The following is a 26,192-nucleotide window of genomic DNA, read 5'->3' as shown; positions in this document are numbered from 1 at the left end:
GTGAAAAAAAGTACTTTCAGATGAAGAAAGAGAAAGACTATGTCGGGGATCTCGCCGAAATCCGCTCGATGATGGAACGGACCTCCAAGTTTCTGTCGCTCTCGGGTTGGTCGGGTGTCATGGCGGGTATTTATGCCCTGGCTGCTGCCTACATCACGTATGAGAGGCTTGGTTTCAATCCACTCGAAATAATACCGCCAACCGTTGAAGCCACCGAGGCATTGCCCATCCCCACCGAATTGCTATCATTGGCGCTCGGCACCTTGTTGCTTGCGATAGGCACCGCTATCTTTCTTTCACAGCGCAAATCCCGCAAGCGGGGCGAAAAGCTATGGAATGCGCCCTCACGTCGCCTTGTCATCAACATGGCTGTCCCGCTTATTACGGGTGGGCTAGTGATCCTTATGCTTCTTGCCCATGGAATGGTTGGTTTAATAGCGCCATTTTCACTCATTTTTTATGGTTTGGCCCTTTATAGTGCCGGCAGCTTCACTTATGGAGCAGTTAAATTTTTGGGGCTGATGGAGATTATGCTTGGCCTGATCGGCACATTTTTTATCGGTTACGGATTACTTTGTTGGGCCATTGGCTTTGGCATACTGCATATTATTTACGGAATCTATATCCATTATCGCTACGAAACCGAGCGATAATTATGGTCGCAAACAAAACCATCGTATTTACATCGAGCACCCCAGTAGTCAATAGAGAAATAATTAGCTGAAAAGTGAAAACAGCAATAGACGGATTATATAAAGCATTCGAAAGCCGGGTGAGGCTCGGTATCATGTCGGCATTGGTGGTGAATGATACGCTCGACTTCAATGCACTGAAAGAATTTCTGGGCGTTACGGATGGTAATCTGGCAAGCCACATCAAGGCGCTCGAAAAGGAGCAATTCATCGGGGTTAACAAATCATTTGTCGGTAGGAAGCCAAATACGCAGTATTTTATTACCGCCGATGGCAAAACAGCCTTCGACAGGCACCTTAAAGCATTGGAACAATTAATTAAATCACAAAGCAAATGAACATACCCTTATTTTTTATTCAATAACTTTGAAAAACAAAGTTCTTTTTCCATAACTTTGATAATCTTCACTCCAACATCATGAAAACTGAAATCCGTACCCATCTCCACGACCCGGCACATCTGGAAAGCTTATATCGCAACAATCGCGTAGCTTTCAAGCAATCGTTCAATGACCTATTCCCTACCCTCAAAGGCAACATCGTCGCCGAATGTTGGAACGCCCGGCTGAATTATGCAGACGAAACCATCCATTGGGGTAGCCGCAAAGAGTTTTTGTTTATCCTCGTGGCAGCAGCGATAACGGGCCTTATTGCCCAGTTCCCCATGCTATTCTCCATCGATGAGGAATTTTTCTACCCCAGGAACATCGGCTTTATCATTTTTTCGCCGTTAGCGGTATTCTTCGCCTGGAGGCATAATTTGCCACCGCGCAAACTTGCCTTCCTGCTTAGCGCAACGCTGATAAGCGCCGTTTTCATTAACCTGCTACCCAATAACCCAGAAAGTGACACCGTTGTGCTGTCATGCCTCCATCTTGTGCTGGTGCTGTGGTCCCTGTTGGGTTTTGCATTCAGCGGGAACACGAATCCCATCCACACACCGCGGACCGGCTTCCTCACATACAATGGCGACCTGCTGGTGCTAATGGCGCTTATTGCCATTTCAGGTGCCATACTCAGCGGTGTCACCATTGGTTTATTCGCGGCAATAGGGCTCCAAATCGAAGACATTTACTTCCAATATGTCGGAATCACCGGCGCTGCTGCCGTACCCTTGGTTGCCACCTTTCTCATCCAATCCAATCCACAATTGGTCGGAAAAATTTCGCCTGTCATCGCCCGCATATTCTGTCCGCTGGTATTGGCCATGCTCGTTGTTTACCTCATCACCATGGCCTATGGTGGTAAAAACCCATATACCGACAGGGATTTCTTGCTCATCTTCAACGTCATGCTAATTGGGGTCATGGCCATCATTTTCTTTTCCATTGCTGGCCCTTCGCCTACCAAAAACCGCTGGGAGACAGGGATCATCACGCTACTAGCTGCCGTAACGGTTGTCGTCAACATCGTCGCGCTTTCTGCCATTTTGTTCCGTATCGCCGAGTGGGGCATCACCCCCAACCGGGTTGCGGTGTTAGGCGCCAATGTATTAGTGTTGATGAATCTTATATGGGTACTCGTTCAACTCATCCGCGTGCTGCGGGCGGACGTACCTATAACAAGGGTGCAAGTCGTCGTTGCTCGCTACCTACCCATTTATTGTATTTGGGCACTCATCGTGACGTTCCTTTTCCCGATGATATTCGGAATATAAGTCTTGGTAAAATGGTGCAACGGCTGCACCTGTACTTCCCGTAAGGCGGAACTGTCTGAACTAAATGATGAAAAACTCGTTTAGTTCAGATTTTTTCATAAATTTCACAAACGAACTTCACTTGTTCATGTGGTTATGCAGAGATCGTCGTACAATCCAGGTCCCGTCATAGACTTAGGCGAATTCCGAAAAGGGCAGTTGGCCGGGTGTGATGAACTTCTGTTCAACGAATTACGTGGCGAAAAAACTATCGAGACGCCGCATATGCATGACTTTTTCATCATTATTCTTTTTGACCGGGCCTCGGGAGTACATAATATCGATTCTATCGATTACCTCATCGGCAATCAAGAAGTACATGTATTATTCCCCGGACAGATGCACAAGTGGAATATCAAAGAGGGTACCATTGGCTACCAGCTAATGGTCGAAAGGGCATTCTTCGAACAATTCGCTCCTTTTTTCAGGTTTTCTTTTACCAATTATCAGAACCATCCCGTAATCAAGCTTACCGGAACGGCATTTTCAATGCTGATGTACGAATTCAATGCAATCAAGAGCGAGCTGAATGCAGAAAACCCACTCAAGCACCTGATCAACGCACGGGCTGCCGTTATCGCAGCTATTGTAAGCAAGCAGGCAGAACATATCTTCACAGCGTTCAAGGTGTACCAATCCAACCCGAAATTGGCAGCGTACAACACGCTGATAGATAAATTTTACAGGGAACAAAAATCGGTTTCCTTTTATGCAGAGAAATTACACATTTCAGCCAATTACCTCAACACCCTTTGTAAAAGACACTTAAAGGTTTCAGCGATGCAACTTATCCATCAGCGTTTGAGTACGGAAGCAAAAAGATTACTACAAAATAAAAATCTGATGATCAAGGAGATCACTTTCAAATTAGGGTTTGCCGATCATTCCTATTTTTCCAACTTCTTTAAGGCGCAAACAGGTATAACACCAACCGAATTTCGGAAAAAAATATAAAACATCGCATCCTTTCCCGTTGGACCAATGCGCGAAAAAGATAAATCCCACAAGGATAGTCCGCTTTTACGATAGTATAATTCGCTTTATCTCACGTACTTTGCCGGTGATAAATTAAGAAGCTATGGCGAAGACCACTATTTCACGCAAAGATTTTCTGAAACATTCAACATGGGGACTAGCCGGGTTATCCATTATCCCCAGTATGGGATACGCAGGATCCGGTTTAGACGAAACCACGGAAACGGGGAACCCAACAATCGTACCCCAACAAACACGTAATTATACCCTAAAAAACGTCCGATTGGAAACCGGTTTCGAATACGAAGATGAAACCGTCATCGGAACCAAAACCGAACTATTTACTGTCGAAATAGCTGACGGCAAAATTAGGAAGATAAATGCCAACCAACCGCTATCAGACGCCGTCGATGCCAAAGGATTACTGATGCTACCGTCTTTCAGGGATATGCATATCCATTTGGACAAGACTTTATATGCCGATAAATGGCGTGCAGTACGCCAGTCCGGGGGAATAAAGGGAATGATCGAACTGGAGCAAAGAACGTTGCGAGATATGCTGAAAAATTCTACCTACAAAGCAGAACAATTGATTGAACTTTTACAATCATACGGAACAGGATTTGCCCGCAGCCACGTAAATATAGAGCCGACCTCTAAACTAGATTCATTAACAAATCTGGAATTAGCGCTAGCAAACAAAAAGGGTGTTTTCGATGCGGAGCTTGTTGCTTTTCCACAGCATGGCCTGTATTATACGGATTCCCTTCCCTATATGAAAGAAGCAGCCAAAATGGATATTGATTTTATCGGTGGCCTAGACCCCACAAACGTGGACGGCTCCATTGAAAGAACCATTGATACCACCGTTCAACTCGCCTTGGACAATAACAAAGGGATCGACATCCACCTGCATGAATCTGGCGTATCGGGGCAAAAGACCATCGAATATTTAATGGCCAAAGTAAATGAGAATCCTATTTTAAAAGGAAAAACCTTCGTAAGCCACGCTTTTGTGCTTGGAAGGTTAGATAAGGCCCAGCAGGAGTCTATCGCAGAACAGTTGGCTTTAGCGCAAGTGGGTATTGTCTCCACCATTCCGTTCGGTGGTTTGATCATGCCGATTCCCACACTGTTGAAACACGGCGTGAAGGTGATGACAGGCAACGACAGTATTGTGGATTACTGGAGCACAATGGGTACGGGGAGTGTGTTGCAGAAAACGAACCTCGCCGCTCAATTGTATGGACAGGTAACAGAGTTCGGACTGTCGAGGATGTTGAAACTGGCAACCGCCGGCCCCATTCCGCTAAATGACAAAGGCATCCAGCAATGGCCGAAAGTAGGTGACGATGCAAATGTGGTATTGATAGAGGCAAGCTGTTCCGCAGAAGCGGTTTCCCGAATGTCACCCGTTCGTTCATTAATCCATCGAGGGAATAAAGTCTATTAACGTAACATCGACACATTAGGCAATCGTTTTTTAATCGGGCCCATTACCATTATAAAAAACAACAAAGAGATGAAATCATATTTTTTAGCAGTGACTTTAATAGCAATGGCAACCTCCTGTCATTCAACCCCAAAAGCATACACTAGCAATGGCGATCGAGATGTTTTAGAAGCAGTCCGGATGAACGATGTCAAAGCGACAAAAAAATTGTTGATGAATGGTGCAAATATAAACGCCGTTGACGAAAGTAAACGTTCTCTGTTGTTGATCGCGACCAGCAACACCAATACCGAAATGGCAAGATTGCTTGTAAAACATGGTGCGGATGTAAACCAACAGGCAAATAATTTGGATAGTCCATTTCTGTACGCGGGAGCAAGCGGACAAACAGAACTGGTGCAGCTTTTTTTGAGCAGTGGGGGCCGTTTTGATGTTTTTAACCGCTATCATGGTTCGGCACTGATACCTGCCTGTGAGCGCGGGCATATCGAAACGGTACAATTGCTAGCCAACACAAAAAATTATCCGTTAGACCATGTCAATCGTTTAGGGTGGACTGCCTTATTAGAAGCCATCATTTTGGGGGATGGCAGCGAAAAATATCAAAAAATTGTCCAAATCCTGAAAAATGCGGGGGCAAAAATGGATATTCCGGACCATGATGGCGTAACGCCTTTGCAGCATGCAGAACAAAGGGGATATAAGGAAATCGCCTCCACTATAAAATCGTAAAAGCAAAACATACCATGCAAGTAAATTATGCGGAACACAAAAAAAGACATTATACGTTAAAAAATGTACGGTTGGAAACCGGCTTTATCAAGGATGAAAGTGGAGTGATAGCTACGCAAACCGATTTGTTTTGCGTTGAAATTAACAATGGGCAGGTTAGCCAGGTGTTCGCGAATGATGAACAATTAGCGGATGCCATCGATGCCAAAGGTCTATTGATGCTTCCTGCCTTCAAAGATATGCACATACATCTTGATAAAACCCTATACGGTTTGCCTTGGCAGGCGCTTTCTCCAAAGCGAAGGACAGTCGCAGATATGATTGCCTATGAGCAGGAAATAATCCCACACCTTTTAAAAACTTCTGTTGAACGTGCCGGACAACTCATCAATCTGTTGCAAAACTATGGGACAACGTTTGCCCGTACCCATTTCAACGTGGACACCACATCCGGGCTTCGCTCGTTGGAAAACCTGGAGAAAGCGTTGAACAACAAAAAGGGCACTTTTAGTGCAGAACTGGTTGCTTTCCCACAGCACGGATTGTATTACACCGATTCGGCAGCATTGATGAAAGAGGCAGCCCAGCTACCAAATGTATCTTTTGTTGGCGGACTGGACCCTTTCAGCATCGATGGGGACATAGAAAAGGCCATTGACTTTACCGTCCAGCTCGCGATCGACAATGATAAAGGGATAGACATCCATTTACACGATGCCGGTGAGGAAGGGATACGAACCATCGAATACCTGATTGAACACACGTTGAAAAATCCACCGTTACAGGGAAAAACCTATGTTAGCCACGCTTTTGCACTGGCCCATCTTTCGCAAAAAGCGGCCGAGGGGATTTCCGAAAAGCTATCCGAAGCAAAGGTTGGAATTGTATCGTCCGTTCCCTTCCGAAATAAAATAACGATGCCTATTCCCACTTTGGTAAAACACGGCGTGGAAGTATTGGTGGGCAATGACAATGTACAGGATTATTGGAGCACCTTCGGGACAGGCAACATGCTGCAAAAAGCCAAGCTGATCGCCGAATTGTACGGTTGGGAAACGGAATTTGACTTGTCCAGAACATTACGTTTTGCCACGAAAGGTACACTCCCCTTAGACAATAATGGAGCGATGCAGTGGCCTATGACCGGCGATGATGCCGACATTGCTTTGGTAGATGCCAGCTGCTCGGCAGAAGCCGTTTCAAGAATGTCGCCCGTAAATATCCTAATCAGTAAAGGCAACATGGTGCCTTTGAAAAGTTAAAGGGCACTTTTTATCTCATTGAGCGGCTTTATTGCGATAGTTGAAAACCCGTTAAAATAAAAGAGACCGCTCACCTTAAGGTGAGCGGTCTCTTTTGATGAGTCGGGTTGGCGGGATTCGAACCCACGACCTCCAGCACCCCCTGCTGGCGCGATACCTGGCTACGCTACAACCCGATTGGGAGTGCAAAGATAAAAAAATTTTCAATTCAGGTCAGATAAAAAGCATGCCGCCCCACGCTTTTTTATCTTTGTTTCTAGCTCCAATGCTTCCCTTCGATTCGAAACCTCAAAGGTATACGTCTGTCGGCAGGGGATTCGAATCGGACAAAAAACAGTGGTTGCTAACCATTTTTATCGCCGATATATTTATAGAACGCATCGCGGTAGGTATCCCCCACCGGAATAACCTTATCTTCGATAAAGATACGGCCCCGTTCGATGCTCGCTATCTTATCCAAAGCGACAATATACGAACGATGCACACGTACAAATCGATTGGACGGTAAGATGTCCTCCATCTTTTTCATATTCTGCAGGGTAACGATTCGCTCCATAGCCGTATAGATCGAGATGTAATCTTTGAGTCCTTCGATATACAGGATATCATCGAGGTCTACCCGCTGTATTTTATGCTCCGTTTTAACGAAGATAAAATCCACGGCATCACTTGGAAGCGGCGTCGGAACCGGCAGCTGCACCTGCTGTTGGGGACGATTATTCAAAATTTTCTGTACCGATCGGTAAAACCTGTCGAAGGCAATGGGTTTGAGCAAATAATCGACGACGTTGAGCTCATAGCCATCCAACGCATATTGCGGGTAGGCCGTGGTGAGAATCACGTCGCATTTCCCATTGATGATTTTAAGGAATTGTATACCGGTCAGTTCGGGCATCTGCACATCCAAAAACGCTAGGTCGACCTCTCCATTCTGCACCATGGTTAACGCCTCAATGGCATTGGTTGTACTGGCTACCAATGTCAATTCGGGAACCTTATCAACGTAGTCAGCGATGATGTCCAATGCTAGCGGCTCGTCGTCTACGGCAATACATCGTACCATGGCAAATCTTTTTGGGGTTATAAATATATGAAAAGTTCGCTACTGTAATAATTTTCAGATTCCACAACATTGATGGTATGCCGGTCCGGATACCCCAATTGCAGCCTTCGCTTGAGATTTGTCAGCCCAACGCCTTTCGTTTGGTCTTTGTTCACTTGGTTCTTGGCATTCTCGGCTTTGAAATACAACCGTCCGTTTTGAACGCTAATATCGATACGGATTGGCTGGTGTTCATCGGTGGATACACCATGCTTAAATGCATTCTCGAGAAACGAAATCAATAACAACGGCATGATGCGGCGCCCCGCTTCTTCGATGTCGACATGCAGGTCTACATGCACTTTCTCCTTGAAGCGCAGCTTCTGCAGTTCGATATAATTTTTCAGGTAATTTATCTCTTCTTCCAGCAGCACGGTCTCCTCATTGCTTTCATACAGCATGTAGCGCATAATTTCAGACAATTTGAGAATGGCCTCCGGGGTCTTTTCCGATTTCTTATAAGCCAGTGAGTAGATGTTGTTGAGCGAATTGAATAGGAAATGTGGGTTAATTTGCGACCTTAGAAATGCGAGTTCAGCATTGAGCTTTTCCGTTTCCAGGTTCTTCCGGTCCTCGCGGGTCCTGAAATTCGTTGAAATCACGTAAACAGCCGTACTCAACAGCATAAAAAAAAGACCTGAAATCAGCGCCGCCACCATATACTGCATGGGTGTTAATATTTTCTGTTGCCCATCACTATCACGATACTGCAGAATGATATCATCGTAATACAAGGCGATCCCGTACTTCACCACGATGGATACCGCCAAGACAATAGCAATATAACCGACTGCGCGCCAATATCGGCCCATACCGATCAATATCGGGTTGATTACAAAATAGTGTATATAGAAGATAATGACATTCAATGCCCCGTAAAGCAAGATAAGGATTACGGCATGGTCCGGGTGCTCCCTAACGTTTACCAAGAATAAGACCGTTAGCAGCGCCAACCAAACCAATCCATGCGTCAAAACCGCTTTATTTTTAAGCATAATTACAAATATAGGACTAGCAACCCATATCGTCGGTCCTTATCGACGAACACCCCGCTTCCATCGGCCAACACGCTATTTTGACGGACAAACTCCCCAATCCCGTTGGTCTAGAAAATCCTACCGTTGGTCTAAAACTTTTTCGCGGTTAAACTGTAATCGATTTCTTTGTAGTGTGCAAAAGGAAATTGATGTGATAGGCTAACCCTGAAACATATAGAAAGATGAAAAAGTTTCTCAGTAACATTTCCCCCTTCCTGCTCCTTGTCATTCCATTTTTCGTGGGCTTGATATTAGTAGCGAAGCAACCGCAAAGTGAAATCACACAAGAGCGTATCCAATTGAATGCGTCGTTCATTTCACTTCCCGAGGTAGATGTTTTTAACGTATTGCTATGGCGATAACGGTGCCACTTGTGTACCTTTGCCCCCATGCTCCGTACACGCTTATCTCTCCATAGTATCCTGTCTGCGCTCGACCTCGATACGGCATGTCTCCCCTTGTTGGAAGAGGCGCCCGGACACGAAGCAATTTTGGGGGCGCATACCCCCCATGCTGTATATGCCGCCATCCGTGATATAGGTAATATACTCCGTGTAGCACCAAAGGCCAACCAATTGGCCGAAGACCTTGAGGAGCGCATCAATATCATTACCCATAAATTAAAGTTCATTACCGACGAAAACAAACCGCACGTGGTGTTTATAGCGGATATTCCGCCCGTTCGGCCTGTCAACGATGCCTATCTTGAAACGATTACGCGGCTTGCAGGCGGCATTCCGGTTACCTCATTTGCAGAAGGAGCCGCCGCCGATGTAATGGTGGTGATCGGTGAAACGCCTATGCAGCAATTAATAGCTACGCTACCCACCCTGATCGCCACACCCGAATGGACACAAACCAAGGCGGTAAAACAAGGCAATGTGTATATTATCCACCACCCTGACCACCTACGGCAGCCCGGTGCACTCATCGCCGACGACATCGAAATCCTTGCTGAGATTTTTCATCCGAAACAGTTTATTTTCGGGCGCGATGGAGATGTCTGGATGAAATTCGAAGTGCAATAACTTACCGCGTATCCAGCAAGTAGCGTTTGAATGTGCTAAAATCCACGTTCATCGCCATGGCCTGCTTTTTCCGGCCCCCTAATTGATGTACCTGCACAGGGGGTATTATCTTCGTTGCAAGTTCCGGGGTAAATACCTCGGGGAATTTGCACGGATGGGCAGTCGACAGGAAAACCGATGCATAGGTACCGGGGTATTCCTTTCGGTACCGTTCGGCAGCCAACCAAGCAATAGCCGTATGGGGGCAAGCAATATAATTATACCGGTCGTATAGCACCTGTATAGCGTCGCGCGTTTCCACGTCGGTAACCGTATATGACGACACCAACCGCTTCAATGCATCCCGGTCATTACCGAACATATCCATGATACGTACCCAATTGCTCGGGTTTCCCACGTCCATGGCGTTGGCCAAGGTCTGCACTGAAGGGCGTGGTTCATAACGACCATCCTGCAAAAAGCGCGGCACGGTATCGTTCACATTCGTTGCCGCAACAAAGTGTTTCACGGGCAACCCCATCTTGTAGGCCAACAGACCCGCTCCAATATTGCCGAAGTTGCCACTAGGCACCGAGAAAACCACTTCCTGCAAGCCTTGCGCCCGCAATTGGGCATAGGCATAAAAGTAGTAGAAGGTCTGCGGGATAAGTCGGGCGATATTGATTGAGTTGGCCGAGGTAAGCCGTAATGCGGCTTTCAATTCCGCATCGTTGAATGCTTCCTTAACCAACGCTTGGCAGTCGTCAAAGGTACCGTCCACTTCTACTGCACGGATATTCCGGCCGTTGGTTGTCAACTGCAATTCTTGTACGGGGCTCACCTTTCCGCGGGGATACAGGATGGTCACCCGGGTGCCGGGCACGCCCAGGAAACCCAGGGCTACCGCCCCCCCAGTGTCACCGGAGGTTGCCACCAATACGTCGAGTACCCGCTCATCCGCTTCCGAAAGTGTTGCCATCACACGGCTCATAAAGCGGGCGCCGAAATCCTTGAAAGCCAGCGAGGGTCCGTGGAACAGTTCCAGTACAGCCATACCACTATCCAGCGGACGCACCGGTGCCTCGAAATCAATGGCGTCGTCGATGATACGGCGTAAATCAGCTGTAAGGATCGCATCGCCGATCAGTGCAGAAGCAACCTTAAATGCTATATCCTGGAAAGTAAACTGCGCGATATGCTGGATGAAATGGGCATCCAACATCGGAATGCTCTCTGGCATGTAGAGGCCTTTATCTGCCGGCAGGCTATTAAATACCGCTTCCTTGAACGGCACGCGTAAATCTCTATTGTTTGTACTGTATAGTCGCATGATGATCCAATTTAGTCACCTATCACTTTTGGCCCCGTGGCGTTGATGTCCGAAACGTAGCCGTTGCTGTCGATGCCCTGCTGCTTCAGAAGCTCCTGCACGGTGGCGGTAATACGGGCGGCCACATCTTTGCTTTGGGCGAAAGCGAAGACCGAGGGTCCCGAGCCGGAAATACCGAAGCCCAATGCCCCCGATTCCATGGCCAAGCGGCGCATCTCGTAAAACTCGGGGATAAGAATGGCACGGGTGGGCTCGATAAGCACATCGTGCATGCTCCGCCCGATGAGTTCGTAGTCGTTGCTAAAAAGCCCGGCCATCAGTCCGGCGATGTTGCCCCACTGGGTTACGGCATCTTTGAGGGCGACCTTCGTGCGAATCATCTGCCGCGCATCGCGCGTAGGCACATCCACATGCGGAAATACCACCGATGCAAACAGCGACGGCGGCACCGGCAGTTTCACCACATCCAGCGGGTCATAACCCCGTATCAAGGTAATCCCCCCCATCAAGGCCGGGGCCACGTTGTCGGCATGGCCATGGCCGCAAGCCAGCTCCTCGCCCTGCACCGCAAACGGCAGCAGTTCCTCGCGCGACAATGGGTTGCCGAGCAAGGTGTTGATGGCAAAGAGCCCCGCCACCGTGCTTGCCGCGCTCGATCCCAGGCCACTGCCGATAGGCATCTGTTTATGTAATTCGATGGCTACGCCGAGGTCGGCCCGCCCGATATGTTGCAGGTAGGTCAGTACACTGGCGCTCACCGTATTCTTTGTTGCTTCTCGGGGCAACCGACCATCGTCGCCGGTCACGTTTACCAAATGGACACCCGGTTCATCAACCTTTCGAATGCACACCTCGTCGCCCGGCTCGTCTAGGGCAAACCCCAGCACGTCAAACCCACAAACCATGTTAGCCACCGTAGCAGGCGCAAACACATGCACTTGTTCCTTTTCCATTGACTCCATTTAATTATGCACCCACATTGACCAAATCAGCAAATACCCCCGCTGCCGTCACTTCGGCGCCCGCTCCTGGGCCTTTAACCACCAACGGTCGCTCCTTGTACCGTTCCGTGGTAAACGAAATGATGTTATCGCTGCCCGAGAGGGCGAAGAACGGATGGCTGCCATCCACCATTTCCAACGCGATGTCTACCTTGCCATCCTCCAGCTTGCCAATATAACGGATTACCTTGTTTTCCGCCTGGGCTTTTTGCTTCAACGCATCGAAGTGGGCATCGGCGGCCTTCAGTTCGCGGTAAAAATCGGCCACCGAGGCCGCACTGATACAGGCATCGGGCAAGATAGCACCCAGTTGCACAGCCTCGGGCTCGAGAGGGTACCCCGCATCGCGGGCCAGTATGAGCATCTTACGCATGAAATCGGTCCCTTTCAGGTCGTCGCGCGGATCGGGTTCGGTATAACCGAGCTCCTGGGCGGTTTTCACCACATCGTAAAACGAGGCGTCGCCCGTGAAGTTGTTGAAGATATAGGAAATCGTACCCGACAGGATCGCCTCGATACGAACGATCCGATCGCCGCTCATCATCAAGTCGCGGAGTACCCGAACAATCGGTAACCCTGCACCCACGTTGGTTTCATAAAAGAAATCCACGCCGTGTCTGCGAGCCGTATCGCGCAATAACCGGTACTGGTCGAAACGGCCCGAATTGGCTATTTTATTGCAAGTCACCACAGAGATGTTCGACTGAAACAATCCCTCATAGTGTTGTATGGGCAACTCGCTTGCCGTATTGTCTATAAACACGCAGTTGGGCAAATTCATCTGCTTCATGCGCGACACAAACACTTCCAGATCAGCCTGTTCGCCCGATTCCTGCAGCTGTTCTTTCCAGTCATCCAGCGCGATTCCATCTTCATGGAAGAGCATCTTGCGGGAGTTGCTGATGCCTACCACTTTAATTTCAATATCGTTGTTATCGAGCAAGAAGCTGTGCTGCTTGCGTATCTGGCGAAAGAGCGTCGACCCGATGTTGCCGGTACCTACATTAAATACGTGCAATGTCTTATTCAATTTGGCAAAGAAAGCATCATGCACGGCATTCAATGCCTTTGCCAGATCATCATGGTTAATGATTACCGAAATGTTGTATTCGGATGAGCCTTGCGCTATTGCCCGCACATTGATACCGTTGCGGCCCAGGGCATGGAATAACTTACCCGACATACCCGGTGTCTGTTTCATGTTTTCGCCCACAATGGCAAGTACGGAAAGGTTTTCTTCGATTTCGGGCTCCGAAAGCTTATTTGCTTGCAATTCCAATTCAAACTCAGCTTCGATGAGTGCCTTCGCCCGCTGTGCATCTGCGGGGTGCACGGCAAACGTAATGCTATGTTCGGAGGATGACTGGGTAATCAATACCACATTAATCTGCTCGCGTGCCAATAGCGTAAACAACCGACCGCTGAAACCTGTACGGCCCACCATGCCTCCACCCATCACATTGATGATGCTGATTGCTGGAATGGACGAGATACCTTTAATGGGTAACGAAGTCCGGCCACTGTCGTACTGAATTACGGTACCGGCAAACTCCGGATTAAACGTATTGCGGATCACAATGGGGATTTTCTTGAGAAACGCAGGGATCATCGTTGGCGGATAGATGACCTTTGCCCCAAAATAAGAAAGTTCCATGGCTTCCGTATATGAAAGTACAGGTAATGAAAACGCCTTCTTAACCATGCGGGGGTCGGCAGTCAGCATCCCATCTACATCGGTCCAGATTTCGATGGCGTCGGCCCCCAGGGCCGAGCCGATAATAGCCGCGGTATAGTCGCTCCCACCCCGCCCTAATGTGGTTACCCGTCCTCGTTCATTGGCCGCGATAAACCCCGTAAAGAACAACAGCTCCGACTCCCTCTCGGCCACATACGCCCGGATGGCTTGCTCGGAAAAGGGCTGGTTCACATGCGCGCTGCCGAAATGGCTGTCGGTTTGGATAAGCTCCGTCGTGTCTACGAAACCCACCGCTGGGAAATATTGCTCGGCAATTTTACTCACCAACAATACCGAACAGCGCTCGCCGTAGCTTACAATCAGGTCCTTGCTCTGCAAGCTCAGCTCACGAAGGTTATATACCCCCTGCAACAGGTCTTCCAATTCATTCAGGTAAATCTTCAACCTGGTAAACACCGGATTTTGCCGTTTTACGGTAATCAACCGTTTTACCACCGAGAAATGGCGCAGTTCCATTTCCTTCAGTCCGTCGACAAAATCTTTCCCTTCCGACGCCTCCGTTGCAAGCCGGGTAAGCAGGTTGGTCATTCCGGCCATCGCCGAAAGCACGACGACCGGCCGCTCGCCGGCCTCGTGCGATTTCTTTATTATTTCGAGTACCGCACCGATGCTTTCCACGGTTCCCACGGATGTACCGCCAAATTTGAGTATCTTCATGTTATTACTGTACCTACCAGTTGAAACTAAAAGCGCCTTCCTCTACTCGAGGAAGGCGCTTTATGGTTTTTATCGTTACGACTACAACATAAACTTACTTCCTCCGTGTATTATACCCGGTGGTAATCGTTGTTGTAATGGTCGTATTTCTTCTCACTGTAATTGATATTTCGCGACAAAGAAAACCCTTTATTTCGAAATTTGCAAGAGAATTATCTTTTTTTTGCCTTGGGGCCTAGATATATCGGACTACGATTGCATTATCGTGGCTATCGTTAACATAACTACAGTTAACAATGAGAGACCAAACGTGATACCTCCCTTTAAATCAAGCCTCACTTTAAAAATCTTGTACCCGCTAACAAAAAGAGAAAATATAGTGAATAGAAGCAGAGGAATCGTCAGCAGTTCACCGAAAATTTGGAATGAATTGGGGATACCCAATAAGTGATAGGAATCTATAATCAGCGTAGAAAAATAGGCAAAAGTCAATATACTTCCAAAAAATAGTATGGTGGTTTTATCGATTGACATCTCGCGGTTGTATTACAAACATTTAGTGTAAAATTTGCTAATCAGGTACGCAACCGTCAAAACAGAACCACCTAGGCTCACAGTTAGTGCAAAGATCGTCATGAATCGTGCAGATACCATGGACATAATAACAACAGCCCTCATAGTTTCCACAGCATCCGTGATCTGACCCACATCCCAACAAACAGTTATCGCCACAGTCCGGCTCCGCAGCTGCAACGACATCTATTGGCAAACCGTCATTTTGGAACAATTTAAAAAGGGTAGATATCGAAAACACATTGGCTTGAAGCGATTTCGCGGCACCATCGACAACAATCTTTTTAGATTGGTTATTCTTTTGACTTTCCATAGCATTCTTGAAAGTGGCCTTGTCGACGTAAAGACCATAATATTCATCAAATCTAATACGCTCTTTTCTGTTGTTCAACAAATACTGCTTTAACTTTAATGCGAATTTGTCGGTATTGTTTTTTCGTAGGTATTTTTCCAAAGATTCAGCAAGCCTTGCTGCATCATAAAAATGCTCTTCTTGACAATTAAAATAAGTCTTATCCGTGAGAAAAAAAGGATGAACCGTACAGTCACAATCAGTGCCTTCCATAATTGATCTTATGGTGGTGTTGATAATCGATTTGTGATAACTAATAGAAGATATTAAAAGCGAGGAAGTGCTGCCAACCTGTGTCGCCGGCAACTTTTTAAATACAAACGTCAATAAATCAACGACCTGAGACAAAGTTGAAACGGGATAGCCGGTTCGAGTAAGATCACCGGCTTCGTGAATCACTTTCTCTGCTTGTACGAGTTTCCAGTGCTTTTCATTCAAGTCGAAAACATAATCAATTCGAACAGGTTTAAGACCCGGACTTTCAAATCGCAATTTGGTGCTGATTTGACCATTGTTATAAAGAGAATGATAAATGAGCTCTACAGAATTTGATTCTACTTCAAATCCCAACTCATCTTCATCCAGCTCCAGCTTTCTAATATCGTTTACTGATATGGGATACGATTCGATTATAGAGAAATCTTTCTGATTATAGTTATCGCTCATATCCTCTCTTGAGCATCTTAAAAATACTAGCGAAACAACCGATACCAGCACAATGAAAATACGCTTTCTTTTCATAATTTGGAGGTTATATGATGGTTTATGGGTAATCTTTTGCTATTAAATAAAAAATTAACTGCTACTTAAGACCCGACTCCAATTGGCTTTGCTAAAGGTAAAAATTAATCTGTTCAAATCCAAACCATAGTTGAGAAAGGGACAATCATTTTTTCAGTGTCTTTGATCAGGTAGTCTAATAATCCGCGTCCATATTAAGTTTCGAAGTACTTCTTAAAAAAATTCGTTCGTTTCGTAATATTACTATATGTTCGTAGAACTATTAAAAATTCGAATTTTATGAAGAAACGGTATTCTTATCTATTATGGGCAGCCACCTTGTTTGCCGTTCCGGCGACCGCCCAGCAGGACGAAGTAGCATTGGCCCGCGTCATTTATGAATTCACACATATCAATGACACCCTACAGCCCGAAAAACCGCATCAGGAAGAAATGGTGCTTTATATTGGGCAAAAGGCCACCTTGTACGGCACCTATGCCACCGAACGGATAAACCAGCAAATCAAAAAGCAACTGGATGACCCTTCGTTCGATGGCAACCTCACCATTACCGGCAATGGGCGCACCACGCGCGAATCCTATTATGCAAAGCCAGCCGAACACGTTTTCAAACAGTTGAACAACCTTGCCGGCACACGTTATGCAATCGACGAGGCATACCCCACCATTGACTGGCACCTGACCAGTGACACCAAAACCATTGGCGGTTATACCGTGCAAAAAGCTACGGGCAGCTTCAAAGGCCGGCATTACACGGTGTGGTTTACCACGGAGGTGCCGTTCCAAGCCGCGCCATGGAAACTGCTCGGTCTGCCCGGACTGGTGCTGGAAGCGGCCGATAGCCGCAATCACGTCGTATTCCAATACGCCGGTTTCGAAACGCTGGCAGCGGGTAATGTCACGGTGGCATTACCCCATAATGCCATTCCAACGACAGAAAGGGCATTCGACAAGCTGCGCAGGGCTTACGAAAAAAACCCACAGGCCGCTATGAATGCCCGGTCGCGGGCGGGTGGCCAATCAGCTGGGGGCAGCCCATCCATGGCTGGCATGGATATGTCGCGTATCAAAAGCATCAACGTAAAAAAGGACGGCACGCAGACTTCCTCTGTAACAAACAACCCTTTGGAGCTGGCACGTGATTAACAGGTGGAAAATTGCAACCGTCCGTTGGCTGGCCATTGGAATGGCAGCGGGTGTGCTGGCAACTGGAAACGCTGCTGCCCAGCAGGGTATCAGCGGCTCACTTAAAACCACCCACGGCAGACCCATAGCCCATGCCAGTGTCATCCTACGTTATCCTCAGGGGCGTGTAATAGCGTTCAACGTTAGTGACGCGGCTGGCCGCTTCCACCTTACGCTCCCTGCTAACCGACCGGACAGCCTCCGTCTGGCAATCAACCACCTCGGCTATGCCCCGGTAGACTTTCCCGTTACCCCGGGCAAGGAGCGTTACGACCTCGTCCTCGACGAAAAGGCAATCGACCTCTCCGAAGTGTCCATCAAAAGCCGACCCCGAATCGATGTTCGCGGCGATACGCTAGCCTATGACGTGGGCTCCTTTGCCAAACCCGAAGACCGTAGCATCGGCGATGTACTCCGCCGCATGCCGGGCATGGAAGTAAGTGAAAGTGGGCAGATCAAATTCAATGGACAAAACATTTCAAACTTCTATATCGACGGCGACGACCTACTCGACGATAAATACGGCATCGGTACCAAAACCATTCCCCATGCCATGGTAAAGAACCTGGAAGTGCTCCAAAACCACCAACCGCTCAAAGTACTTAAAAACAAAACCCTTACCGACCGGGTGGCACTCAACCTCGTTATCAAAGACGAGGCTAAATTGGATCTCAGCGGACAGGCCAAAATGGGTATAGGGCTACCCCATCAATATGATGGTGAACTCAATGCCATCCTTTTCAATAAGAAGTACAAAATGCTCAACGTACTGAAAGGAAACAATGTCGGAGACGATCTGTCGGCCGATTTCACGGCATTCGGCCTAACCGATCGGCTTGCCAACGCAGACAACTCACGCCCGGACGCGCTGCTTTCGGCAGGCACAGCAGATAATCCCCCACTGCCCCGCCAGCGTTATTACCTCAACCAATCGGGTTCGCTCAACACCAACAACCTCGTTAACCTGAAGAACGGTCTCCAACTCAAATCCAATGTCCATGGATTGCTAGACCACCATACGATGACCTACGGAAGCTTCAGCGAGTTTTACCTCGGTAACGACACCATAAGGTATACCGAGCGCCAATCCCTTGGCGAGACTCCCTTTCTTACGGAAGCAAGCTTTACCACCATGGTCAACGAAGCCAGTCGTTATTTCAACAATGTGCTCACCTTCGCCTACTCCGGCCAACCGGGTTCCTCCGAACTGATGGGCAACGACCAAGCAATCGACCAACAACTACACCATCGTATCCGTGATTTTTCCAATACGCTCCGATACACCCCGGCACTGAAAAACGGCGACGTCATCAACGCCAATTGGTACATCAATCATTATAACCAGCCACAAACCCTCTCATTAAACCCCGGTATCAGCGCGGATGTACTCAATAATGGAAGGCCTTTCGCCGGCATCCGCCAATTTGCAGAAACCCCGACGTGGTTCAGCCGGCTATCCGTCGACTACGGCATCACAAGGGGCTTTATCAAGCAACGCTACCGGATGGGCACCGTCCACGAATGGCAACAACTCCACTCGGCCCTAAGGCTCATGCAGGTCGATGGTTCGGAGACCCCTTACCGCGATAGCGACGACAACGACCTGCACTGGCAGCGCCACCGGTTTTTTGTTGATGGCACCTATGAATACAAGCGACGACGCATCGAAGTGTCCTTGCTATTGCCATTGGCTATCCAGCGTACCGCTTATCGCGACGATACGTTCGCGCTCGACACGAATGTCCGGCTCCTGCTCTTCAACCCTTCGCTGCGGGCGAAGCTGATGACCACCACCGAAGACTACCTATCATTTACCTACCGTTACGGTAACCACCTCGGCAATATCAATGGCGTCTTCCGCGGCGCCGTATTGGCCAACTACCGAAACATCCATGCCAACGATGCCCCATTGCAGGAGCATGATAACCATACGCTCAATCTCCAATACCATTATCAACGGGCTATCCATCTATTGTTCGCCAACGCCGGCATCTCCTATACCCGTTCCATGGCCAACACCATTGCCGCCAGCGCGCTTACCGATCACATCGCCCGCACGATACTCCTTCCCTTCGATAACGACGTAAGCAGTCTCAGTGCCCAAGGAGGTATCAGCAAATTCATTTTTGCGCTAGGGGCCACCGCCAGCCTGAAAGCATCATGGCGCATAAGCCGTTTCAACCAACTCCTCAACGGTGCGCCGCTACCTTTCCACAATCAATCGATTACGCTCGAACCCGGATTGGAAGCCCGGCTTTGGGAGCGCGCCAGCATCACTTACAATGGTTCGGGCACGTGGACCACCAGTCTGCCCATCGGGCAAGGGCCGAAGAAACAGTTAGCCAGTCGTCGCCAAATCGAGCGGTTTGATCAGTCGGTAAGTATTACCTATTCACCGTTCAACAACACATTCCTGCGACTTACCGGTCGGCATCAATTTAGCAGCCAACAGGGACAAGCACCAATTGTTTACTTCTTTACCGATGCCGACATCCGTTACACGCTTCCCAAGTGGCACGCCGACTTGGCCATCAACCTTACCAACCTTACCCATGTGACAGTTTATGAAACTTACGCCTTGTCGGCCAACCACTTTGCGGCAACCCAATATACTCTCCGCGGGCGGATGGCCGTATTGAAGGCAACGTTCAATTTATAACCCAAAATTTAATACCTTAGCTGAACAACAGATAGGAACGGAATCCATGCTTGCTACACCAAACATTGCCACAACCCACGGCCATGCCGAGCGTCAGTGCCCAAAACTCGCGAAACACCTCCGTTTTTTGGCTATCCCACTTATACTCTGCATGACCATAGCGTGCCAAAACCAACAACAATCTCAACAGCCTACCTATCATACCACCGGCCGTATTGAACGCCTCGACGCCGCGCTGGATGCCATCTTAGACACCAATGCCCCGATTGAGGTCATTGCCGAAGGGTTTGTGTGGAGCGAAGGGCCGCTGTGGGTGGAAAGCGAGCAGATGCTGTTGTTTTCGGATGTACCAACCAACACCGTATACAAGTGGACCGAAAAAAATGGAACGGAGGTTTATCTCCAGCCGAGCGGCTATTCCGGCTCTGGGCCTACCCAAAGCAAAGAACCTGGCAGCAATGGGCTGTTGCTGGATGACAGGGGAAATTTGGTGCTTTGCCAACACGGCAACCGGCAAATAGCCCGGATGGAGGCACCACTAGATAAGCCGGAAGCCATCTTTTCCGCCTTGGCAAGCCAGTATAACGGCATGCATTTCAGCAGTCCCAACGACGCGGTGTACCCCGCCTCCGGCGAATTATTTTTCACTGACCCCCCTTATGGCCTACCCGCACAAAACGATGGCGACCCCGCCAAGGAAATCCCCTTCAACGGTGTGTATAAAGTCACGCCGGAAGGCGAAGTCATTTTATTGGCCGACAATATCACCAGGCCCAATGGTATCGCTTTCTTTCCCGATGGACACACCTTACTGGTTGCTAGTTCGGACCCGAATGCGGCCAACTGGTATACGCTCGATGTCCGGGAAACGCCGAATACGCCTACCCTATTTTACAGCGCTACCAACGAACGCGCAGGCCTTCCCGGACTACCCGACGGACTGAAAATCACCAAAAACGGCACCGTCTTGGCTAGCGGGCCGGGTGGCGTGTGGATATTCAATCGCGAAGGCCGTGTGCTCGGGAAAATCGAGCTAGACAAAGCCGCATCCAATGTTGCGTTATCGGCCGACGAAAAAACAATCTATATTACCAACCACCAGCAGGTATTGCGAATAAAGACCAACCGGTAAACCCTTCCACCGTATTCCTTCAGGTTGTGCACGTGTCGGCAATCCACTACAATATCTGATTATCAAGCGGTTTATCCTTGTAAAAAAAGCCGGCATTTTTACCTTTGCCATCACTTAGCAAAGCGGGGTTGGCATTTGCAATACATGGCGCCCCACCAATGGGCAAACTAACATGCATACCGGCAAAACATATGGCATCGATATCAGTTTCGAAACACTCCAGTTGCCCCTAAAGCACGACGTATTGATCTTAGCAAAAAATGCAACCCAAGGCAAGCGCGGCTTGGGTAAGTCGCTGGAGCTTTTGGCACCGGGAACCTTTCAACCTGTCAATTCCGAGGTGGGGCACGAAGGTATCGAAGCGGTTTTCATCAATCGGCGAATCCTCACTAAAATCCCTGTGGAACGAATTATCAATATCTTGCAGCAGCATGTTTTTGAACATGTCGGTGAGGGCGAACTGATCCAGGTTGACATGCATGTGCGGATATCGTTGAGTAACCTAAATAGTTGACACGAAACAGGAACGGGGCAATGACTATACAATCGCTAATAACCAAACAATACACCATCATCGACGCCTATGCCGGGACCGTTTACGCTACTGACCTGTTGCGCACAGCGGATGTGTTGGTCGTGATTGAAAACGAGCGGCCCATCGGTATCCTCACGGCATCAGACCTAGCCATGAAACGGCACCAGGTAGTGGTCGACTGCCTGGGTCAATGGCCATCGGTGACCTCCAACGAGTCGGTCAGTTCGGTATTGACCCGCATGAAAGCCACCGGTGCCACGGCCCTGCCGGTTACTTGCAAGGGGAGTTTCTATGGTATCATCAAGCAAATAGACCTGCTTACTCACCTGCATATCGACCATGAAAAACAACGGGCCGCGCTGCTGGCTGCCGCGCACGACCTTCGTAGCCCCATTGCATCCATTACCATGCTGGGAACCATCCTCAAGGCCGATCCGGCATTGCACAAACACCAAGAACTGATTGCCAAGCTGGCTGAAAGCTGCGACTATGCGCAGGTACTCATACAAGACATCCTCAACACCGAGCGGTCCCCTACAGAAAAGCTTGTGTTAACCACTGAAAATATCGACCAGTTGGTTGAAGAATGCACCACTTCGTTGAGCGAACAGTTGGATAGCAAACAGTTGACCTTATCCAAACAATTATACAGCAACCTCCATGTCAAGGTAGACCGCCACAAGCTGAAAAGGGCCATCAACAACATGCTTTCAAACAGCATCAAATTCTCACACCCTGGCGGCACCATCACATTATCTACCCGCGCAGCACCCGGCGACCGGGTGTTTCTGGTTGTACGAGACAACGGCATCGGCATCCCAAAGCACATGCGGGAACGGATATTCGACAAATTCACGAAAGCCCGGCGACCCGGCACGGCAGGCGAGCCAACGACAGGCCTTGGGTTGTACCTTACCAAAACCATTGTCGAATCACATGGTGGTACCATCGAGATGGAAAGCGATGGAGAAACGGGCACCAGTTTTATCGTGTCGCTGCCGGCCTAACCGATGATGCGCTATTTCAACGTCAACGCTTTGAAGGAGCGCGTCAATTCCGTGAGCGACTCTTCAACACCCATCCGTTCCAACGAAGAAGCCCCCACAAAGCCTTGGACATCGGTATGATCAAGTACCCAACGGACATCCTCCGGCGTATTGATCGGGCCACCGTGGGCAAGGAAGAAAACATCGGGATTGGCGGATCGGCCTGCTTCAATGATTTCTTGTGTACGTTCCACCGCGAAGTCCATGCTCCGCGATGCATTCACCACACCGATGGAACCGCCGATGGTAGTGCCCACATGGGAAATGATGGCATCGGCACCCGCGTCCGCCATCTGCTTGGCTTCCTCAGCCGTGGCCACGTATACAATTGAAAACAGGTCCATTTTCGTGGCTAGCCTGATCATCTCTACCTCTTTGGCAAAACCCATCCCCGTTTCTTCCAGCACGTTTCGGAAATGCCCATCTACGATGGAATGGGTTGGGAAATTATTGACGCCTGAAAATCCCATGTCTTTTACTTTCAGCAGATGGTGCCACATACGGCGTCTCGGATCAGACCCATGTACACCACAGATCACGGGCACCTCATTCACCACGGGCAGCACCTCAAACTCGCCGATTTCCAGCGCTTCCGCATTTGCATCGCCATAAGCCATCATTCCAGCTGTTGAGCCGTGTCCCGCCATGCGGAAACGCCCCGAATTGTAGATGATGATGAGGTCCGCACCGCCGCGTTCAATAAACTTGGCGCTGATACCTGTACCCGCACCAGCGGCAATGATGGCTTTCCCATCGGTCAACGTCTGTTGCAAGCGTTCCCGTACTTCCTGTTTTGTATAGGGGTTACCCACCCCGGTCCATGGATTTGGCATTGTTTTTTCGTTTCTAGTCCGTGGCACGAAGGTCGGCAAGTTTCACAACATACACAAATTGCTTTGGTTAGGCTATGGAAGCCGTATTTAGAAAACGAAGGTTTTGTCTATGCACTTCCGTGCGAATGGCCGTCGTGGAGCGCGATGGTTTCTTTGTGTCCTTTCGTCGCGGGGGCGACTATCCGCTTTCCGCTCCATGCCGCGGGGGCGAGTTACTTTTTTCTTAATAAAAAAGGTAACCAAAACCGACCGAAGGGAGCTCATGAACACCGCTGAAACAAACATGCGCGGTGAATAAATCAAAGCTTGCCTGCTCGGTTGCAACCCGTTGCCGTATCATGCCTGGCGGCCGGTTGCTGCCTCCGCAGGCTAGGCCGGTGGGGTTCGATGTCATAGCGTCGGATGGCTGCGCCCTATCGTGGTTTCGCCATGGGGTATTACGGTTGCAGAATGACGATGGGCGTCCGTGATGGTCCCGTTGGTTATAAATAGCAACGTCCGTTCGGAGGTAGGACCGGCCTTGGCGCAGTTGGATGTGCAGGCCGTGATGGGGCGGTGCAGCAACGTGGGGGTAAGTACAAACGAGCGGAACCCAGCCTTAGGGCCGGCCAACAGCGCAGGCGGCCTAGGGTTCGCGACTTCGCACCGGCGCGCAGCCGGAACGACAACTGCGGCACAGCCGGAGCACCTTGGTTACTTGGGTGCGTCCAAGTAACATGCCCGGCCGGCATAGAGGCCGGAAAGCCTTGCGGGCAAAGGCAAAAGCATCTCGCGCAGCGAGCAATGACTAGACAAAACCTTCGTTTTCTATATCAATGCAAACGCGGCACCTTACGGCGATGCCCGTTAACGCCCCATGAGTCGCAGCAGCGTTTCTACCGCTTGCCGGGCAAAGCTCATGTCATTGATGTGAGCTTTCAGCTCCTTTACGACAATGTCCTTGTTTGCTGTTTCGCGGATCGCATTAAACAATATCCGATTTATTTGTGGCGCATCAAAAACACCTCCCTCGGCGTCAATCTGCGAAAGCCCTTGGGTAGGTAAGAGGATAGTGACGGGTCCGTTAGCTTGGCTTAGCTTGGTCGTAAGCCTTATCGCCAATTCGCGATTTTCGTCCGCATCGGTACGCATCAGTGTCACATCGGGCGCCCAATTGTACAATTGGCGTTGGCGGTACCTTACCGGTACGGTATCCCGATGGGCAAAATTGACCATATCCAAACATCCCGGCGCTACCACTTGCGGCACACCGTTACGGGCTGCGGCCTCCAAGCGGGCCGGGCCGGCACTGCAGATACCACCACAAAGCTCATCGGCCAACTCAGTGGTCGTGAGGTCCAATACGCCCTCGAAACACCCCTCGCCGATAAGCGACTCCATGGTTTGTCCGCCCACGCCATTGGCATGGAACACGAACACTTCATAACCGCGCGTTTGCAGCAATTCCGTGCAGGCCGTTACACAAGCCGTGGTGTTACCAAACATCGAGATTGCAATCCGTCCGTTGGTATTGGCGGCATTCCTGTCGCCAGGCACATTGGCCATGCCACATAGCGCTGCCGCTGCCTGCTTCATCAGCATTCTGCTGATGCTATTCAGTCCGGCTATATCCACCACCGATGGCATCAACGTAATATCTTTGCTGCCCACTTGACGCGACAGGTCTTTCGACGCCACCGTACTGAGGCAAAGTTTGGGAACGCCTAGCGGGACAGCCTGCATGGCGGCCAGGGCGATGTAGGTGCCTCCGCCCCCGCCCATGCCCATCACCGCTTTCAACTTACCCGCCTCATAGAGCCTTTTCAAAATGCTAGCACCGCCTAACCCCATCACGTCTACCGCATAGCCGCGATCGGCACGCGCTTGTAGTTCCGTGATCGTATGGCCGGCGGCTGCCGCCACCTCATCGGCATCGAAATCGACCGGGAAATCACCTGTACTGCCATACGTTCCTGTATTGATGGTGATCACAGATTCGCCATGGCCCAGCACGCAAGCACGGAGGAATGAAAAATCGGGGCCCTTGGTGTCCAAACAACCCAACAACACAATGGATTTTTGATCGCTAATCATCGTTTCCCGTAAAATGATCCAAAACCTGTATCACGTCGTACCCCTCCTGCACACTGCATGGATTTGGGCCGATACCACGAATATATGAAACCACGGCTGCGATCATGGGTTGTTGCACATGCGGTAACGGTTCGAAATCGAAGTGCTGTGTGCCCCCACTGTTTATCAGCTCGATAGGTCGATAATCAAATACCGAGAAAGATACCTTCCCCTCGGAACCGAGCACCTCGCAAACATCACGCTTCTCCGCTACGTTAAACGCCCACTGCCCGCTGAAAAGCACGCCACTTTCGAACCGGACCTGGCCCGATACCACGTCGGCAGCACCATACACTTTCGCCTGGTTGTGGGCCATACCCCGGC

The 26,192-nt window shown here is 49.3% G+C and carries 24 protein-coding genes, 1 tRNA gene and 1 pseudogene; 16 read left to right on the top strand and 10 right to left on the bottom strand.

All coding sequences use genetic code 11. The annotated features are described in order from the left end of the window. Positions 1-20: 20 nt before the first annotated feature. From ACO1NT_RS13900 to ACO1NT_RS13870, 7 genes are all read left to right on the top strand, one after another. Positions 21-653 (top strand): hypothetical protein, encoded by a 633-nt coding sequence (locus ACO1NT_RS13900; RefSeq protein WP_449049285.1) that lies wholly within the window; start codon positions 21-23, stop codon positions 651-653. Between the two features lie 74 nt (positions 654-727). Beyond that, complete coding sequence (locus ACO1NT_RS13895) at positions 728-1,030, top strand: winged helix-turn-helix domain-containing protein (protein ID WP_449049284.1); 303 nt, start codon at positions 728-730, stop codon at positions 1,028-1,030. Between the two features lie 80 nt (positions 1,031-1,110). Next, positions 1,111-2,349, top strand: a complete 1,239-nt coding sequence (locus ACO1NT_RS13890) for a hypothetical protein (protein WP_449049283.1) — start codon at positions 1,111-1,113, stop codon at positions 2,347-2,349. 135 nt (positions 2,350-2,484) lie between these two features. Beyond that, complete coding sequence (locus ACO1NT_RS13885; RefSeq protein ID WP_449049282.1) at positions 2,485-3,342, top strand: helix-turn-helix domain-containing protein; 858 nt, start codon at positions 2,485-2,487, stop codon at positions 3,340-3,342. A 124-nt stretch (positions 3,343-3,466) separates the two neighbouring features. After that, complete coding sequence (locus ACO1NT_RS13880; protein ID WP_449049280.1) at positions 3,467-4,816, top strand: amidohydrolase; 1,350 nt, start codon at positions 3,467-3,469, stop codon at positions 4,814-4,816. 69 nt (positions 4,817-4,885) lie between these two features. Beyond that, positions 4,886-5,548, top strand: a complete 663-nt coding sequence (locus ACO1NT_RS13875; RefSeq protein ID WP_449049279.1) for an ankyrin repeat domain-containing protein — start codon at positions 4,886-4,888, stop codon at positions 5,546-5,548. Between the two features lie 14 nt (positions 5,549-5,562). Then, positions 5,563-6,810, top strand: coding sequence for an amidohydrolase (locus ACO1NT_RS13870; protein ID WP_449049277.1), 1,248 nt, complete (start codon positions 5,563-5,565; stop codon positions 6,808-6,810). A gap of 102 nt (positions 6,811-6,912) precedes the next feature. Here ACO1NT_RS13870 and ACO1NT_RS13865 read toward each other — a convergent pair. The 3 genes from ACO1NT_RS13865 to ACO1NT_RS13855 form a co-directional block, all read right to left on the bottom strand. Continuing rightward, positions 6,913-6,986: transfer RNA gene (locus ACO1NT_RS13865), tRNA-Pro, on the bottom strand. A gap of 167 nt (positions 6,987-7,153) precedes the next feature. Continuing rightward, entirely contained in the window at positions 7,154-7,873 is a 720-nt protein-coding gene (locus ACO1NT_RS13860) for a LytR/AlgR family response regulator transcription factor (RefSeq protein WP_449049275.1), read from the bottom strand. Positions 7,874-7,890: 17 nt separating this feature from the next. After that, entirely contained in the window at positions 7,891-8,907 is a 1,017-nt protein-coding gene (locus ACO1NT_RS13855) for a sensor histidine kinase (RefSeq protein ID WP_449049274.1), read from the bottom strand. A gap of 224 nt (positions 8,908-9,131) precedes the next feature. Between ACO1NT_RS13855 and ACO1NT_RS13850 the strand changes: the two genes are divergently transcribed. Both ACO1NT_RS13850 and ACO1NT_RS13845 read left to right on the top strand, forming a co-directional pair. Next, on the top strand, positions 9,132-9,311 hold the full coding sequence (locus ACO1NT_RS13850) for a hypothetical protein (protein WP_449049273.1): 180 nt from the start codon (positions 9,132-9,134) through the stop codon (positions 9,309-9,311). A gap of 27 nt (positions 9,312-9,338) precedes the next feature. Next, positions 9,339-9,977, top strand: a complete 639-nt coding sequence (locus ACO1NT_RS13845) for an ABC transporter substrate-binding protein (RefSeq protein ID WP_449049272.1) — start codon at positions 9,339-9,341, stop codon at positions 9,975-9,977. A 1-nt stretch (position 9,978) separates the two neighbouring features. Here the strand turns inward: ACO1NT_RS13845 and thrC are convergent, their stop codons facing one another. The 4 genes from thrC to ACO1NT_RS13825 form a co-directional block, all read right to left on the bottom strand. Continuing rightward, positions 9,979-11,286 carry a threonine synthase gene (gene thrC / locus ACO1NT_RS13840; protein ID WP_449049270.1) on the bottom strand — a complete coding sequence of 436 codons (1,308 nt, stop codon included), beginning with the start codon at positions 11,284-11,286 and terminating at the stop codon, positions 9,979-9,981. Positions 11,287-11,297: 11 nt separating this feature from the next. Continuing rightward, a complete protein-coding gene (locus tag ACO1NT_RS13835) occupies positions 11,298-12,239 on the bottom strand; it encodes a homoserine kinase (RefSeq protein ID WP_449049269.1) in 942 nt (313 codons plus the stop codon). Positions 12,240-12,252: 13 nt separating this feature from the next. Continuing rightward, a complete protein-coding gene (gene thrA / locus ACO1NT_RS13830; RefSeq protein ID WP_449049268.1) occupies positions 12,253-14,700 on the bottom strand; it encodes a bifunctional aspartate kinase/homoserine dehydrogenase I in 2,448 nt (815 codons plus the stop codon). 571 nt (positions 14,701-15,271) lie between these two features. Next, the gene (locus tag ACO1NT_RS13825) at positions 15,272-16,366 is read right to left on the bottom strand and encodes a hypothetical protein (RefSeq protein ID WP_449049267.1); all 1,095 of its coding nucleotides are present in this window, start codon (positions 16,364-16,366) and stop codon (positions 15,272-15,274) included. A 279-nt stretch (positions 16,367-16,645) separates the two neighbouring features. Here ACO1NT_RS13825 and ACO1NT_RS13820 point away from each other — a divergent pair, with 279 nt between their 5' ends. The 5 genes from ACO1NT_RS13820 (at position 16,646) to ACO1NT_RS13800 (ending at position 22,884) form a co-directional block, all read left to right on the top strand. Continuing rightward, positions 16,646-17,512, top strand: coding sequence for a GLPGLI family protein (locus ACO1NT_RS13820; RefSeq protein WP_449049266.1), 867 nt, complete (start codon positions 16,646-16,648; stop codon positions 17,510-17,512). After that, the gene (locus ACO1NT_RS13815) at positions 17,505-20,210 is read left to right on the top strand and encodes a carboxypeptidase-like regulatory domain-containing protein (protein ID WP_449049265.1); all 2,706 of its coding nucleotides are present in this window, start codon (positions 17,505-17,507) and stop codon (positions 20,208-20,210) included. The genes ACO1NT_RS13820 and ACO1NT_RS13815 overlap by 8 nt, the downstream gene beginning before the upstream one ends. A gap of 46 nt (positions 20,211-20,256) precedes the next feature. Further along, positions 20,257-21,342, top strand: a complete 1,086-nt coding sequence (locus ACO1NT_RS13810) for an SMP-30/gluconolactonase/LRE family protein (protein ID WP_449049264.1) — start codon at positions 20,257-20,259, stop codon at positions 21,340-21,342. 172 nt (positions 21,343-21,514) lie between these two features. Next, positions 21,515-21,856, top strand: a complete 342-nt coding sequence (locus ACO1NT_RS13805; protein ID WP_449049261.1) for a hypothetical protein — start codon at positions 21,515-21,517, stop codon at positions 21,854-21,856. A gap of 20 nt (positions 21,857-21,876) precedes the next feature. Continuing rightward, a complete protein-coding gene (locus tag ACO1NT_RS13800; RefSeq protein ID WP_449049260.1) occupies positions 21,877-22,884 on the top strand; it encodes an ATP-binding protein in 1,008 nt (335 codons plus the stop codon). Between the two features lie 11 nt (positions 22,885-22,895). Here ACO1NT_RS13800 and ACO1NT_RS13795 read toward each other — a convergent pair whose 3' ends face one another. Then, positions 22,896-23,756, bottom strand: coding sequence for a phosphoenolpyruvate hydrolase family protein (locus ACO1NT_RS13795; RefSeq protein WP_449049258.1), 861 nt, complete (start codon positions 23,754-23,756; stop codon positions 22,896-22,898). Positions 23,757-24,046: 290 nt separating this feature from the next. Between ACO1NT_RS13795 and ACO1NT_RS13790 the strand changes: the two genes are divergently transcribed. Together ACO1NT_RS13790 and ACO1NT_RS13785 are read left to right on the top strand one after the other, a co-directional pair. After that, positions 24,047-24,226: a hypothetical protein gene (locus ACO1NT_RS13790; RefSeq protein ID WP_449049256.1), complete on the top strand. Its 180-nt coding sequence runs from the start codon at positions 24,047-24,049 to the stop codon at positions 24,224-24,226. After that, complete coding sequence (locus ACO1NT_RS13785) at positions 24,226-24,471, top strand: hypothetical protein (protein ID WP_449049255.1); 246 nt, start codon at positions 24,226-24,228, stop codon at positions 24,469-24,471. Before ACO1NT_RS13790 ends, ACO1NT_RS13785 begins: the two co-directional genes overlap by 1 nt. Positions 24,472-24,602: 131 nt before the next feature. Here ACO1NT_RS13785 and ACO1NT_RS13780 read toward each other — a convergent pair whose 3' ends face one another. Both ACO1NT_RS13780 and ACO1NT_RS13775 read right to left on the bottom strand, forming a co-directional pair. Next, positions 24,603-25,829: a Tm-1-like ATP-binding domain-containing protein gene (locus ACO1NT_RS13780; RefSeq protein WP_449049254.1), complete on the bottom strand. Its 1,227-nt coding sequence runs from the start codon at positions 25,827-25,829 to the stop codon at positions 24,603-24,605. Beyond that, a pseudogene (locus ACO1NT_RS13775) lies at positions 25,822-26,192 on the bottom strand (gfo/Idh/MocA family oxidoreductase); the annotation flags it as partial. The gene ACO1NT_RS13780 and the pseudogene ACO1NT_RS13775, both read right to left, overlap by 8 nt.

It is taken from the genome of Parapedobacter sp. (genome assembly GCF_053550995.1).
This window is presented reverse-complemented; position numbering and strand designations above follow the sequence as displayed.